The 14,496-nt window shown below is 72.5% G+C and carries 8 protein-coding genes; 4 read left to right on the top strand and 4 right to left on the bottom strand.

The annotated features are described in order from the left end of the window. Positions 1-89 precede the first annotated feature (89 nt). On the top strand, positions 90-1,352 hold the full coding sequence (locus WME83_RS10060; protein WP_437319056.1) for a NosD domain-containing protein: 1,263 nt from the start codon (positions 90-92) through the stop codon (positions 1,350-1,352). Positions 1,353-1,371: 19 nt separating this feature from the next. Here the strand turns inward: WME83_RS10060 and WME83_RS10055 are convergent, their stop codons facing one another. Further along, on the bottom strand, positions 1,372-1,992 hold the full coding sequence (locus WME83_RS10055; protein WP_437319055.1) for an RNA polymerase sigma factor: 621 nt from the start codon (positions 1,990-1,992) through the stop codon (positions 1,372-1,374). 138 nt (positions 1,993-2,130) lie between these two features. After that, the gene (locus tag WME83_RS10050) at positions 2,131-5,124 is read right to left on the bottom strand and encodes a ricin-type beta-trefoil lectin domain protein (RefSeq protein ID WP_437319054.1); all 2,994 of its coding nucleotides are present in this window, start codon (positions 5,122-5,124) and stop codon (positions 2,131-2,133) included. 273 nt (positions 5,125-5,397) lie between these two features. Here WME83_RS10050 and WME83_RS10045 point away from each other — a divergent pair, with 273 nt between their 5' ends. Beyond that, positions 5,398-6,786, top strand: a complete 1,389-nt coding sequence (locus WME83_RS10045; protein ID WP_437319053.1) for a hypothetical protein — start codon at positions 5,398-5,400, stop codon at positions 6,784-6,786. Then, positions 6,783-8,720: a prolipoprotein diacylglyceryl transferase gene (locus WME83_RS10040; RefSeq protein ID WP_437319052.1), complete on the top strand. Its 1,938-nt coding sequence runs from the start codon at positions 6,783-6,785 to the stop codon at positions 8,718-8,720. The genes WME83_RS10045 and WME83_RS10040 overlap by 4 nt, the downstream gene beginning before the upstream one ends. Before the next feature lie 142 nt (positions 8,721-8,862). On the opposite strand, the gene WME83_RS10035 is transcribed toward WME83_RS10040, so the two are convergent. Continuing rightward, the gene (locus tag WME83_RS10035; protein WP_437319051.1) at positions 8,863-9,738 is read right to left on the bottom strand and encodes an ATP-grasp domain-containing protein; all 876 of its coding nucleotides are present in this window, start codon (positions 9,736-9,738) and stop codon (positions 8,863-8,865) included. Between the two features lie 263 nt (positions 9,739-10,001). Further along, complete coding sequence (locus WME83_RS10030; RefSeq protein WP_437319050.1) at positions 10,002-10,604, bottom strand: hypothetical protein; 603 nt, start codon at positions 10,602-10,604, stop codon at positions 10,002-10,004. 871 nt (positions 10,605-11,475) lie between these two features. On the opposite strand from WME83_RS10030, the gene WME83_RS10025 reads away from it, so the two are divergent. Then, complete coding sequence (locus WME83_RS10025; protein ID WP_437319049.1) at positions 11,476-14,493, top strand: fibronectin type III domain-containing protein; 3,018 nt, start codon at positions 11,476-11,478, stop codon at positions 14,491-14,493. Positions 14,494-14,496: the final 3 nt, after the last annotated feature.

Below are 14,496 nucleotides of genomic sequence, written 5' to 3'. Positions count from 1 at the left end.
GGATCGCGGCCGAACCCGTCGCTCTCTTCTTCAGCGGAACGGCATGGCGTCTTCAGCGGAACGGCACGGCGTTTGCCGAGCTCACCGCCATGAACACCATCTCTCGCTTCGGAGCGCTCTGCGCCACGGTGTGGATCGTCGCGTGTGGGACAGAGGTCTCGACAGGAGCAGATCTCCAGGGGCCCTCGACCCCCGAGCCGCCTGGCGGGGCGAGCAGGCCGGACGACGCGCCGGGCGGCGCCGATGGATCGGCGCAGGGCGCGTCCTCCGCGCTGCGGCTCCGCGTGCCCGGCGGCGCGCGCGTGACCGTCGACAGCCTGGTCGTGACCTCGGACGCCCCGGCGGTGCTGGACGTCGAGAGCGCGACGGGCCCGCTCATCACGCTGGCCACCGACGGCGCGGCGCTCGCGTCCGCGGTGGCGCTCGACGAGGGCGGCGAGGTGCTGGACGCGAGCACGGGCACGGCGGGGTGCTCGCTCCCGAGCCCGGGCGAGGAGCGCGTGCTCGTGGTGCCGGACGCCTACCCGAGCATCCAGGGGGCCATCGACGCCGCGGCGTACGGCGATACCGTCTTCGTCCAGCCGGGGGAGTACCGTGAGCACCTCCGCCTGCGCTCGGGCGTGAAGCTGGTCGGCGCGGGCGCGACGACGACGGTGCTCGACGGCCAGGGGCTGAGCGAGAACCTCATCGACTACACCGGCGCCCAGAACGCCGTCGTCCGGGGCTTCACGCTGCGGAACGTGGGATCGGCGGGGGACTGCTCGCGCGACGTGCTGGGCTGCTCGGGCAACTGGTACGCCGCGGCCGTCTACGCGGACGGCCACAGCGGGGAGAACTGGGAAGACTGCGCGCGTCCGTCGCTGCTCCTCACGCAGAACATCATCGAGGGCAACGAGGTCGGCGTGATGCTCTACTTCCACGCGCTCGCCGTGGTCCGCAACAACGTGTTCCTCCACAACGAGCATGGCTTCGTGGGGAGTCACCTGCAGGATCACGCGGTCGTCGCCCAGAACGTGTTCTACGACAACCGCGCTCACGCGATCGTCGCGGACGCCGCGGAGCTCGACGTCCTCAACAACGTGATCCTCGCGAACGGCGCCGCGCTCGAGCAGGAGCACGTGCAGCGCGGGCGCGTGCGGTGCAACGTGCTCTTCGGGAACGAGCGGCTCGGCAACGTGATCGTGCCCGGTCAGGACGGGAACATCGAGGCTGACCCGATCTTCGCGGACCTGCTCGCGGGCGACTTCGACCTGAGCGCCGGCTCGCCGGCGCTGACGGCCGGCTGCCTCGGCGAGGACGGCGCCGAGCGCATCGCCGCGGGCGCCCACGGCGGCGCGCTCGGCGCGTGGTAGCGCCCGCGGGCGGAGCGAATCACCCCTCGCCGAGCAGCCCCGCGCGCCGGCCCGCCTCGACGAGCTGGTCCTTCACGATCTGGAAGCGCTTGCGCAGCCGCTGCGCCTCCCGCTTCAGCGCGGCCTCGTCCACCGCGTCTTCGCCGAGCATCACCCGCGCCACGTCCTTCCACTCCAGCCCCTTGTCGAGGCGCAGCACGAGCAACATCCGATCGTCCGGCGGCAGCGCCTCGCGCAGCTCCATGAGTTTGTCCTTCGCGTCGGTGCGCAGGTAGGGCCGCGTCTCGGTGCGCACCTGCTGCTCGATCGCGCTCAGCTCCGTCGTCCCGAGCGAGGGGCGCACGCGCCGCTCGCGGGCGCGCCTGTCGCGGGCGTGGTTCTTCGCCGCGTTCCGCGCGATCGTGTACGCGAAGGTGCGGAGCGAGCACTCCCACGCGAAGGTCGGCAGCCCGCGCAGGATGCGCTCGCACCACAGCGAGAAGACGTCGTCGGGGTCCTCCTCGCGGCGGAGGAGCGCGGTCAGGAAGCCGAGGATCTCGGGCCCGTAGCCGCGGACGGCGAGCTCGGCGGCCCGCGCGACGGCGCCGCTCTCGCAGCGCTCGCGGACCTCGCGCTCGAGGTGCTCTCGGTCGAGGGACATCGTGGCGCCGAGGATATCACCGTCCGCCGACGTCCCGCGGTCGGCGATCCCGCCGTCCCGCGGCGGCGCCGCAGGTCCACGCCGTGGAGAGAGGATCGACGCGGCGCCGGAACGCGCGGCCCGACCGCCGTCGCCGCTTCACGGCGCGAGCGCGCACCAGAGGCCGTCCGACGCGCGGCCGCACAGGTCGGCGCGGCCGTCGCCGTCGACGTCGCCGGGCTGCACCGTCGCGCCGTACCGCGCGGGGAGCCACCCCTGGGCATCGCCGAAGGCGCCGATCGACGCGGGGCGCGCGGCGCCGAAGCCGAGGCGGTTCGACAGGGCGCACAGCGCGCCGGAGGCGCCGCGGCCGCAGAGGTCGGCGTCGCCGTCGCCGTCGACGTCGCCGAGGCCGAGGCTCCCCCAGTGGCTCGGCGCCGCGTCGAACTCCGACCCGTCCCCGTAATCCGGCGCGCCCCCGCGGCTGTACGACCAGACGTGCGGCCGCACGAACCCGGCGCCGGAGGCGCTCGCCACCGCGCACACCACGCCGGACGGCCCGCGGCCGCAGGCGTCCGCCGCGCCGTCGCCGTCGATGTCGCCGAGCTGGATCGTGGCGCCGTACGGCTCGGGGAGCCAGCCGTTCGCGTCGGACATCTCGGCGAGCCAGAGCGCCGCCGACCCGAAGCTCCCGGCGGTCGTGTTGATCGCGCAGCGCAGGCCGTCGGCGCCGCGGCCGCACACGTCGGCGTAGCCGTCGGCGTCCACGTCGGCGAGGTGGATCGAGCGGTAGTAGCTCGGCGCGTCGCCGGACCCCTCGGCGTCGGAGAAGCTGTACGTCCACCAGCCGTCGCCGGAGGTCACGAACGCGTCGCCGGCGGCGTTCGCGACCTGGCAGCGGATGCCCCAGATGCCGCGGCCGCAGATGTCGGCCTTCCCGTCGCCGTCGATGTCGGCGAGCTGGATCGTGTTGCCGTAGCGCGCGGGCTGCCAGCCGTTCGCGTCGGAGAACTCCGTCGTGTACCGCTGCGCGCGGAGGAACCCGCCCGCGCCGTTGCTGCGCGCGCAATACACGCCGTCGGCGCGCCGCACGCACGCGTCGGCCTTGCCGTCGCCGTCCACGTCGCCGAGCCGGACCGTGCGCGTGTAGGCCTGGCTCGTGCCGATCTGGGCGTCCGAGAAATCGTTGCCGTACGACCAGCGGGTGGGCGCCGAGAGCTGGATCGCGAACCGCTGCGCGTCGGCGCCATTGCAGTCGACCATCTGCACGGGCGTGCCGTTCGCGGCGTTGCCGCCGGCGACCGCGAGGCACCTCCCCTCGAGGCCGCGGATCTGCCCGCCGTCCAGCATCGTCCACGCCTGGCCTTGCGTGCCGGCGCAGCTCTCGAGCACCACGGGCGCGCCGCTCGACGCGCTGCCGCCGGCGACGCCGAGGCAGCGGCCGCCGGGGCCGCCGATGCGGTCCTCGCCGACGGTCCACTGCTGCGCCGCGGCCATGGAGCAATCGGCGAGGACCACGGGCGCGCCGCTCGACGTGCCCGCGGCCGCGAGGCATTTGCCCCCGAGCGCGCCGAGGCGGCCCGAGACGCCCGCGATCGCCGAGGCCGCGTACCGGCGGCGCGCCCAGGCGCGATAGTCCTGCTTGTCCGGGTCGCAGGTGGTCCCGGTGCCGCACGCGCTCATGTCCGTGCAGGTGAATCGGTCGCATTGCGCATACCACCGGAACGCGTCCCAGGTGATGTCGAACTCCTCGTCGGAGACGTTCGCCTGCTCGTTCGATATGTCGTAGCCCCGGTAGGTCTGGAGCGCGTGCCCCGCGGCGTAGGCCTGCTGCGCGGCGAACGCGAACAGCGACGAGTAGTAGTGATCGATGTGGTCGCCGGCGTGGCCATGATCGCTGTTCAGCGTGCCGACGCGGCTCGCGCGGAAATCGGACATCAGGCGAGCGAGGACGTCGATGAGCTCCTCGCGGGTGTAGTCGACGGGGGGCTCGTCGGCGGGGATCTCGTCATCGGGGTCGTCGCACGCGTCGTCGGCGGGGTCGTCGGTGGCGCATTTGTAGTCGCATTCGTCGCCGGTGCGGTCGACGCGCGTCAAGGTCGGCGTGCCCCCGCTCCAGAGGTCGCTCAGGAGCGCCGTGTCCGGGGACGAGGGGAGCCGCAGGAACACGAGCCCGACGCGGCCGGCGCTCCCGTCGAGCGCGCAGCGCACGAGATCCTTGCCCAGCACCGCGGCCTCGGCGCAGCTCCAGCTGTTGGCGAGGCCGGCCATCGCCGCGTACGCGGCCTTCATCCCCGCCTCCCGCTCGCCCATCACGTCCAGGCAATTGCCGCCGAGGCCCGCGGTGACATAGACCGTCTCCACGGAGTTCCCCGCGTGGATCGAATCCGCGATGTCGGGGTTCATGAAGAGCAGATCGTCGTCCTGGTGCGCGACCACGTAGAGATCGCGCTCGGGCGCGGCGAGCGCCTCCCTGGCCGTGGTGGCGACGCTCTCGCGCTCCACGAAGAAGAGGTCCTGAGCGCCGCTCTGCCCGGAATAGAGGCTGTCCAGCGTGGTGTCGGCGAGCGTGCGGACGACGGCCGGCGACGCCCCGGGGTCGATGCGGCGACCGGCGCCGGATCCGGCCCAGATGCTCACGGTGGCGCTGTACCGGCCGTTCGCGTTGGCGGGGCCGAACACGTACCGCGCGAGCCACGTTTGCTGCGTGGTCGCGGCGATGCCGCTCGTCGGGCCGGCGCCGTCGACGAGCAGGCCCGCGGGGCTCGAGGTGTCGAAATGGAGGCCGTGGTGCTGGTGGGCGGTCGTCCAGGAGCTGACGCCCATGGGCACGTGGTACGCGTAGCCGACCGGGGGCGCGGCCATGCGGCCGGTGACGGCGATCCACCGGGTGGCGTGCGCGGCCGACAGCGGGACCGCGAACCGGCGGCGAACGTAGCCGGCGGTCTGCGCGAGCTCGCCGCCCTCCCGCGCGAAGGGCCAGTCGTCGGCCCAGCCGACGGCGCCGCCCACCTCCCCGTCGTGCTCGTCGTACGCGAGGATCTCGGCGCGCGCGCTGGCCGGGGCCGCCGTCGCGGCCAGCAGGCCGCCCAGCGCCGTCAGGGCCCGCGCCGCCTTGGTCCACAGGTGTGCTCTCGGATGGATGCGAGTCATGGCTCTGCTCCTCGGGTGAGGCCGGCCCTCCGCCGGCGTTCCCCGTGGCAGACCCGCGCCGGCGCGGGTGTGAACCGAAATTCGACATGCCGGCGAGGGCATGGGCGAGCTCCCTCACTGGCGCTCCCCCGCATGGGCCTTGGCCGACGCCGCTCCTTCTGGCACGCTCGTCGTATCTCCTCGCGGCGGCGTCCTCACCGGCGATGCGCCCGCGCCCGCCGAGCGCGACGTGTCCAGTCCGGGTCCGCGCGCTCCGGGGAGCGCGAGGGGGGCATGCCAACGAACGTCGTCATCGAGAGCGCGATCCGCCGTGCCGCCGTGCTGCTCGCGACCGCCGCGCTGGGCGCGTGCAGCGCGGAGACGCCGCCCTACGACGACCTGCCGCTGCGCGACGCGCTGAGCGCCGCGCCGGAGGTCCTCGCGGCCTTGCCCGAGGAGGCCCTCCACGACGTCGCGGCGCGGCTCGAGGAGGCGCACCGCAAGCAGGGGGAGGAGACGCCGATCCTCGACGCGGAGATCGCGAGCGCCCCGGCGCTGGTCCGCAGCGCGGACGCGGCGCGGGAGGAGCTCGGGAAGGACGCGATCGTCCTCGGCGCGCTCGAGCCGTCCGCCGAGGGGTTCGTGCTCCGCTCCCTCGCGGCGGAGCGCGGGTCCGAGCGGCCGCCCGCGCGGCCCGTCCTCGCGGGCCAGCCGGCGTCGCCGGAGACCGCGGGGCTCGAGGACGCGGCGCTCGGCGGCCGGGCCGGCGCGATCGTGGCGGACCTCGCGCGGCGCGCGGGCGCGCGCGAGCTCATCCGCGTCACCGGGCTGCCGGCGGGCGTGGTCGCCCAGGATCAAGCGGTCTACGTCAACGCCGCGTGGCTCGTCGCGCTGAGCGCCCTCTCGCCCTCGGACGCGCCCGCGCTCGCCGACCCCCAGGGCGGCGTCGCGCTGCCCGAGCTCCCCCGGAGCGAGCCGCAGTCGGTGCGCGCCAACCCGTATCACCTCCCGGGGTCGGTCGCGGAGTGCGCCGCCGGCGTGCGGGACGTGTGCACCTGCGCCCAGGCCGGGCGATGCGAGCACGAGCGCACGGATCCGCGCTTCGCCGACGCGCAGGCGGAGTGCGCGTGGGTCAACGCCGGCGCGATGAACGCCGAGGCGCTCTGCGTGCTCGCGCTGATGAGCATCGAGGGGGTGAAGGAGTGCGTCCTCGCCGCGGGCAGCGGCGCGTGCGCCGCGCTGCCGATCGAAGGCCGCGACGGCGCGCTCGCCTTCGCCGCGGACGCGGGGTGCATGGCCGTGCTCGACCGCTGCCTCCAGTACGGCGAGCCGACCTCGCCGGCCGGCGTCCCCATCGGCGCGCCGGGCGGCTCGTCGGGCGACGGCGACTGCGGCACCTGCGGCGGCGGCTGCGCCGGCTGCAACGAGGACATCGCGGGCTGCAACGAGAACTGCAGCGACTGCAACCAGAACTGCAGCGATTGCAACCAGAACTGCCGCGATTGCAACCAGAGCTGCAAGGACGGCGATCCGACGGCGGGCAGCGGCTCGGGCACGAGCTGCCGGCTGAGCGCCGGCGGGCGCGGGGGGGGCCGCCCGGGCGCGCCCGTGCCCCTCGGCGCCGCGTTCTGGCTGCTCGTGCCCGCGGGCTACATGCTGCTGCGCATCCGGAGGGGGGCGTGAGCCGGGCGCTGATGCTCTGGCTGGAGCGTCACGGCCTGCCGCCGTGGCTCGCGCCGACCTACGCGGTGATGGTCGCCGTCGCGGGGCTCCTCGGGGCGACGGCGTTCTTCTGGCTGGTGCGCCGGGACCGCGGCGACGTCGGGGTCGAGGGTCGCGCGCTCCTGTGGGGCTACGTCGCCGCGCTCCTCGGCGGCTATGCCTTCGAGGCGCTGCGCGCCGTGCCCGAGGCGCTCGCGCGCGGCGCGTGGGGTCCGGTGCTCCACGCTGGCCGGGCCGCGTACGGGGGGCTCCTCGCGGGCGTCGCCGTCGCCGGCCTGGTCCTGCTCCGCCGGGGCGCGCCGGTGCTGCCGTTCCTCGACCGGCTCGTGCCCGGGCTCGGGATCACGTACGCCAGCGTGCGGACCGGGTGCTTCCTCGCCGGGTGCGACTACGGCCGCGTCACGGCGGGCGCGCTGGGCGTCCGGTTTCCCGCGGGCAGCCCCGCGGCGGCGGACCACGTCGCCGCCGGCTGGGTGCCCCTCGGGGCGCCGAGCCTGCCCGTGCACCCGACGCAGCTCTACGAGGCCGCGCTCGGGCTGCTGGCGAGCGCGGTCGCCGCCCTCTGGCTCGCCCGGGGGCACCGGGACGGCCGCGCCTTCGGGACCTGGCTCGCGCTCTACGCCGCCGGCCGGTTCTTCGTCGAGCTCCTCCGCGGGGATGCGGGGCGCGGCGTGTACGGCGGGCTGAGCACCGCCCAGCTCGTCTCGCTGGCGCTCCTCTTGGGCCTCGCGGCGGCCGTCCTGCGCGCGCGCCGCGCCCGCGGCCCTCGCGGCGGCGCCGCCGCGGCCCCCGCGCTGATGGCGCTCGCTTCCCTGAGCCTGGCCGCGGGGGAGGCCGCGGCGCAGCCGGCGCGGGAGGCCGCGGCGCAGCCGGCGCGCTCCGAGCCGCCCCCGGCGGCGAAGCCCGCGGCGGCGAGCTCGGCGCCGCCCGCTGCGCCGCCGCCCGCTGCGCCGCCGCCGCGCGCTCCGGCGGCGCCGCCGGCTCCGGCGCCCTATCCGTATCCGCCGCCTCCGGCCGGCGGGTATCCCGCGCCCTACCCGTACGCGCCCCCTCCGGCTGGCGGCTATCCCGCGCCCTATCCGTACCCGCCACCTCCGGCTGGCGGCTATCCCGCGCCCTATCCGTACCCGCCGCCTCCGGCAGGCGCGTACCCCGCGCCGTATCCGTACCCGCCGCCTCCAGCGGGCGGATATCCCGCGCCCTACCCGTACTCGCCGCCTCCGGCAGGCGCGTACCCCGCGCCGCATCCGTACCCTCCGCCTCCGGCCGGCGGGCCTCCCCCGCCCTACCCGTCCGCGCCGCCCCCGGCAGGCGCGTACCCCGCGTCTCCCCCGCCCTCGGCCGCGGCCGCCGCGCGGCCGTCCGGGCGCGCGCCGGAAGCGCCTCCGGAGCCCGCGGCCGAGCAGCCCGGGACAGGCCCCCAGGCGGAGGCCAACGCGCGCCGGATGGCGCTCTCGCTCGGGATCTCCGGCTACTTCGTTCCGGCGCGCTTCGCGGTCAAGGATGGGATGTCCGTGGATCTCGACGTGCTCGCGCGCCTGCGCCTGAGCGAGACGCGCCGCTTCGAGATCGGCGTCGAGCTCCGGAGCGTCTCGACCACCGACGTCAACCAGGTTGCGGCCGGCGTGCCGCTCCGGCTCGTGATGGGCGTCGGCTCGCATCTCGAGATGTCGGTCGGGATCACGCCGGGCTATTACCGCATCTTCTTCGACTCACCGTACTTCGAGAGCGTCGGCGCCTTCGGCGGCCGCTTCGCGTGGGGGATCCAGCTCCCGATCACGCCGCACCTGTTCGTCGGTGTCTCGCCGGTGGATTTTCTCTTGCTCGCCTCGAGCGACGTGGATGCGCTCGTGGCCTACGAGCCCGGGCTCTGGGTCGGCGCCGGCCTCTTGTGATGGGTTTCGCCGGAGCGTTCGGGCGCTGATCGAGAGGCCCTGATCGAGCCCGCTGTCACCAGTCGGGTCGCTCGGTGGCCGCGCCGCCCGGGGGTGTCGGCGGCGCGTGGGGGGGACGCGCGGCCGCGTGCAGCCCGGGGGCTCAGCCCAGCATCGCCCGATAGACGTCGCGCGGATCCATCTGCTCGGGGAAGACCGAGCAGCCGCCGTCGTTGATTTCGATCACCGTGTACCCACCGCGCTCGAGCCGGGCCACGTCGGCCGTGAAGAAAGGGGAGCCGATGACCTGCCCGAGATGGGCGAATTGCCCCGGATGCTCGAGCGTCGCGTCCACGTCGTAGTACGGCGCGTGCGCCACCAGCCGCCCCTCCCAGAACACGAGCCGGTGCTCGTCGGTCACGCGACGCTGGCCGGGCGCCCAGCCGGGCAACGTCGCGAGATCGAGGTATTTTCTCACGACGAACCCCCGCTCGAACCGGTCGCCGCGGAGCTCCAGGACCTTCTCGCAGATCTCGGCGAAATCGTCGTACGTGGCGCCCTCGGGCACGAAACACGCACGATGCCAGAGCTCCTTGACGGATTTCACGTGGTCCTTGACCACCCACGGCGGCGGCCCGAGCTCCAGGGCCACCTCCCACGCTTCCCGGATGTCTTCACCTTCGGTCCACCGCGTGGGCGCCGTTCGAGCGCCGAGCAGCGGGACGTAGCTCGGCATGTACATCGCCTCGGCGAAGCTCTCGGGATCGACGACGAGCTCCTCGCCGCGGTCCTGCAGGGCCTCGTACAGGCCGGTGTATTCCTCCTCGCTCAACATCCACCCCCGGTAGAGCCAAGTCCGGTACCGGGGCTTCGGCAGCCGGCGCAAGGCGCGCTCCGGCTCGCCATTCACGACGGGGTCGAGAGGGATCGCGTACGACTCGATGCCGAGCTCCTCGGCGGCCAGCACGTCGATTTCGAAGCGATCATCGGCGAGCTGAGGGACATGGGGTCTTCCGAAGAGGATGGTGACGTCGCTCATGGAGTCCTCCAGGCTGGCGCCGCGCGTGGATCCGGGCCGCGCGGCGGGCCGACAAGGTGGACCCGTGTTCGCGAAGAACCAGTCTTGCAAGGATCGAGCGTTTGCGAGAGGATAGGCTCAACGGGGGACGAAAGCCGGATCTCCCGCCCGCGCGTCGCGCCGCCGTTCAGGCCGGAACGGTCGCCGGCTCATCACCGGAGCGAGCGCGCAGGCGCGCGTGCCGGTGGCAGGAGGCCGCGCGCTCCCCCGCCCCTCGCGCTGGATCAGTGGCTCCAGCTCGTGCCTTCGGCGATCTTCTGACCGGCCGGGCCGAACGTCGTCTGGAGCACCGACTTGCCCTGGATACGGACCTTGGTCACCGTCTTCGGGATCGACCAGCTCACGACGTCATCGCAGCTCGGCTGGATGAAGCCGCCGCCCGGGTAGTACACGCCCGTCTTGCTCTTCGTCGCGCCGATCTGCACCCAGCAGCCCTCGACCTCGTCGAACCCGTACAGCGTCGCCGTCGTCGTCGTGTGCTCGCAGACGCTCTTCGACTTGCCGGCGTTGACGCTGTACGCCATCGCCGTCTGGGTCGACGCGAACGCGTTCTTCACGTTCGTGACCTCGACGACGTAGTTGCCCTTGCTGCTGTAGTAGGTGTTGTCCGGCGACTCGCGGAGGGTGAAGCTGCCGACGTCGCTCGAGTTCGACTGGGCCGCGGTCTGGTCGGCCGTCGGCGGGGCGACGCACAGCGCCTGCGAGGTCTCTTCGACCTCCTCCAGGCCGGCCAGCTCCGCGTCGAGGTCGGTCGCGTCGGCGACGCAGCCCACGAGCGCGAACGAGGACACGAGGGACGAGGCGAGGAGGATCAGTGCACGCTTCATGATTGAGCTCTCTTTCCGGTATTTAATTGGACATCACGTGTTCTGACGCGCGGGCGGTCCGCCGCGGGTGCGACGGGTCGAGTCCATCCGTCGCCCGGGTCGCCCCGCTCGCCGCTTGGACCGCGCCGAGCGTCACGCAACGCCTTTAAACAGGAAGCGTGCCACTCCCCGATCCCGGCGCTCGGCCGCGCGCACGTCGGCATTTTCGCGCCTTCGCGCGCTCCGCGGCCCGGGCGGTCCGCGCCCGCGCCGGCGCGCTGAGGGCGCGCCCCCTCGGCCTGGAGGCGCCGCCCTCCAGCGCGGAGTCGTCAGGGGGAGATCGGAGCGCGCCGGCGCGCAGGCCGGTGTAGGACGGCGGGCGGCGGCACCGGCGCTCAGGGCTGACGCACCTCGTCGGCGGGGGGGCGAGCACCCACGCAACGCCGGCGGCGGCTACCCCGGGCGAAGACGGTGCTGTGGGTGGTGCGGGGCAGCATCGGCGGGTCGATCCAGCTCACGCCGCCGGGAATGCGTAACTCGATGGTCGCTCTGATGTCATCTCCCAGGAGGCAGCAGATGGCATAAGAAATCATCAGTCACCTGAAGCGAGCGTGCAGGTTCGTCCTTGACGCCCTCGAATTGTATGCTTTCCATCTCCCCGAAACGGCGCCCCTTCGTTTGCGTCGTTTCCCGATCCGTTTCGCTTCATCCCTGACGAGGTCAATCGGCAATGCGGCAACACCGTACACGCGCGCGTCTCTGGCTCCCGCTCTTCTTCCTTCCCGCCTGCGTATCTTTCGATTCGCCCGACTCCGACGAGGCGATCGCGTCGCAACGAGCGGCCCTCACTGGCACGGATCTGACCCCGGCGTCCACGGCCGACGTCAGCGACATGCGGGGAAATCCCCCGGGGGTCGAGGGCATCGACAAGGTGCACGACGGCGACGTCAACACCAAGCTCTTCATGCCCCACCGCACGGAGTGGATCCAGTACCGGATGCAGGCTCCGTCGATCATCGTTTCGTACGACATCACCTCGGCCAACGACTTCCCGGACCGCGATCCGAGCAGCTGGACCTTCGAGGGATCCATCGATGGCCTGAGCTGGGTCGTGCTCGACACGAGGACGAACCAGTCCTTCACCTCGCGGCACCAGACCCGGTCCTTCACCTTTTCGAACTCGAATGCGTACCTTTACTATCGCTTGAACATCAGCCAGAACCTCGGCGGCGGCAACGCGCTGCAGCTCGCCGAGCTGCGCGTCGGCGGCTCGCTGGCCGCAGGCACCATGCCCGGCACTCCGGTGCTCGCCGCGCCGAGCGTGGACTCCGACGCCGTCACGCTGACCTGGACGCCCGCCGCGAACGCCTCCGGCTACTACGTCCAGCGCGTGAACGACGACGGCAGCGGCACCACGGAGGTCTTCACGAGCTCCACCAGCTACACCGACACGAACCTGGCTCCAGGCACGAGTTATCTCTATCAGGTGCAGGCGGTGAACGGCGCGCTGCGCGGGTTCCCGTCCGAGGTCTCCGCGCGCGCCACGACGGCGGGAGTCGCCGTGCTCCAGGACATCACCGCGCTCTCCTCGTCCGCGCCCGTCGAGCAGCACCCTGGAAACGGGGTCGCCGGCGAGGATGTCACGAAGGTCACGGACAACAATCCGTTCTCGAAGTACTACGAGCCGAACTCCAGCACCTGGATCCGGCTCGAGACGCCGAGCTCCGTGGTCACCAGCTACAGCCTGACGTCCGCCAACGATTTCCCGAACCGCGATCCGAAGGACTGGACGCTCGAAGGCTCGAACGACGGCACGAGCTGGACCGTGCTCGACACGCGAACCGACCAGTCGTTCACGAACCGCCACAGCGCGCGCACGTATTCCTGCAACCCCGAGCGGCTGGAGTTCAACCGATACCGCCTGCACATCCAGGACAACCACGGCGCCGGTGACACGCAGCTCGCAGAGTGGCGGCTCTTCGGCACGAGCAGCGCCTCCCTCGCCGCGCCGGCCGCGCCGGACAGCGTGAACGCGCAGGCCCTGTCGGGCAATCAGATCCGCGTCACCTGGACGGACAACGCCGGGCAGCTCAACCCCGAAGCGTCCTACCGCGTGGAGCGAGCCACGAACTCGAGCTTCACCTCCGGTCTCGTGGTCGGGACGACCGGCGCCGGCAGCACCGAGTTCCGCGCCACCGGCCTGGCGCCGAACCAGACCTACTATTTCCGCGTGAGCGCGCAGAACGCGGCGGGCAGCTCGATCAAGGTCGGCCCCGTGAGCGCGACCACCACCGCGAACACGCCGCCCGCGTCGTTCGTGGAGAACGGCTGGTACGACGGCCACAACCGCACGGTCACCTTGGCCTACTCGGACGCGAACCTCGCCGCGTACTTCGACCAGTACGTCCCGAACCCGTCCGGCGCCACCTGGGTGGCCCCGATCGTCAGCGAAGCCTGGGGCTACGCGAAGGACACCTACGGCAGCATGGTCGACCCGATCCTTCACATGATCGGAAACCAGGACAACGCTCCGGGTGAGGTTCCCGGCACCCTGGCCTACAACGTCGGTGGAGTCGTGTACGCCTCGGACAGCGCCGCCTCCTATCGAAACATCATCTTCACCGTGAGCAGCGATTGGTCGGTGCCGGACTACGGCTGGGTCGTGCAGTCGCTGATCCACGAGATGGGGCACATCGTCGAGAGCAACAACAACGGCATCGCGGGCTCGCCCGCCTTCAATGCCTGGGGTGACAGCAAGTGGGCCGAGATCTTCGGCTACGACGTGTTCCTGAACCTGACCACGATCTCCCCGAACCTCGCGCCGGTGATCTACGCGGACAACGTGTCCCACACCGATGGATTCGGCGTTTACTGGTTCCGCGACTGGTACTATCCGCTCTATGCTGGCGAGTTCGGCAACACGGACGCGGACCACAAGGGCAGCCGGTTCCTGTCCAGGTTCTTCCAGCTCCTCGCCGAGCACCTGCCCACGATCAACAGCACGTACGGCAATCGCCCGCTCAACCTCGGCGAGTTCATCCACTTCTGCGCGGGCGCCGCGGGGGTGGACCTCGAGGACGAGGCCCGGCTCGCCTTCCGCTGGACTCCGCAGCTCGAGCTCGAGCTCGCCAAGGCGCAGACCGAGTTCCCCGGCGTCTCGGCGCTCTACCTCGGCAATCGCGCGCCCGGCTTCACGCTCGATCCGATCACGCGGAGCGCCACGGTCAACGTGGCGCTGTCCGGGCAGACGCTCGCCGGGACGGCGAGCGATCCGGACCTCGGCGATACGCTGACGTACTCCAAGCAGAGCGGCGCGAGCTGGCTCACGGTGGCGAGCGACGGCACGCTGAGCGGCACGCCCCCCTCCGCCGGGCTGAGCACGGCCGTCGTGCGGGTCACGGATCAGGATGGCCTCTTCGATACCGTCGAGCTCGTCTTCGAGGTGACGGACGGGACCTGCACCCCGGAGAGCGACGCCCAGTTCTGCGCGCGCCTCGGCGCCGAGTGCGGCAGCTTGAGCGACGTCGACAACTGCGGCGCGCCGCGGAGCGTGAGCTCGTGCGGAAGCTGCACGGCTCCCGAGACCTGCGGCGGCGGCGGCACGTCGAACGTGTGCGGCGATCCCGGCGGCGGCACTCCTTGCGGCGGCCTCTGCTCGAGCCCCGTCGTGTTCTCGACGCAGAGCTACCACTCGGGCAACCTCGGCACCGCGGCCACCTGCCACGAGACCACCGTGAACCTGCAAGGGCTCAACTGCGGCAACTTCGCCGCGGGGCGGACGTTCCGCATCAACGGCGTGCTCGTGACCTGCAACGGCGCCAACGTCACCTTGCCGGCCGAGCGAAACGGCGGCTACTGCATGCAGGCCAGCGCCGGCAACCAGCCGTGGGCGTATTTCTCGACCTTCTGATCT

The sequence above is a fragment of the Sorangium sp. So ce385 genome, from assembly GCF_051474135.1.
Lineage (GTDB): Bacteria > Myxococcota_A > Polyangia > Polyangiales > Polyangiaceae > Sorangium > Sorangium cellulosum_D.
The sequence above is the reverse complement of the archived record's forward strand: the minus strand, read 5'-3'. Positions and strand labels throughout refer to the sequence as shown.

Excerpts from the sequence above, each read along its gene's own strand:
- WME83_RS10060 (WP_437319056.1), top strand. The coding sequence starts at position 90 with ATGAACACCATCTCTCGCTTCGGAGCGCTCTGCGCCACGGTGTGGATC.
- WME83_RS10055 (WP_437319055.1), bottom strand. The coding sequence starts at position 1,992 with ATGTCCCTCGACCGAGAGCACCTCGAGCGCGAGGTCCGCGAGCGCTGC.
- WME83_RS10050 (WP_437319054.1), bottom strand. The coding sequence starts at position 5,124 with ATGACTCGCATCCATCCGAGAGCACACCTGTGGACCAAGGCGGCGCGG.
- WME83_RS10045 (WP_437319053.1), top strand. The coding sequence starts at position 5,398 with ATGCCAACGAACGTCGTCATCGAGAGCGCGATCCGCCGTGCCGCCGTG.
- WME83_RS10035 (WP_437319051.1), bottom strand. The coding sequence starts at position 9,738 with ATGAGCGACGTCACCATCCTCTTCGGAAGACCCCATGTCCCTCAGCTC.
- WME83_RS10030 (WP_437319050.1), bottom strand. The coding sequence starts at position 10,604 with ATGAAGCGTGCACTGATCCTCCTCGCCTCGTCCCTCGTGTCCTCGTTC.
- WME83_RS10025 (WP_437319049.1), top strand. The coding sequence starts at position 11,476 with ATGCGGGGAAATCCCCCGGGGGTCGAGGGCATCGACAAGGTGCACGAC.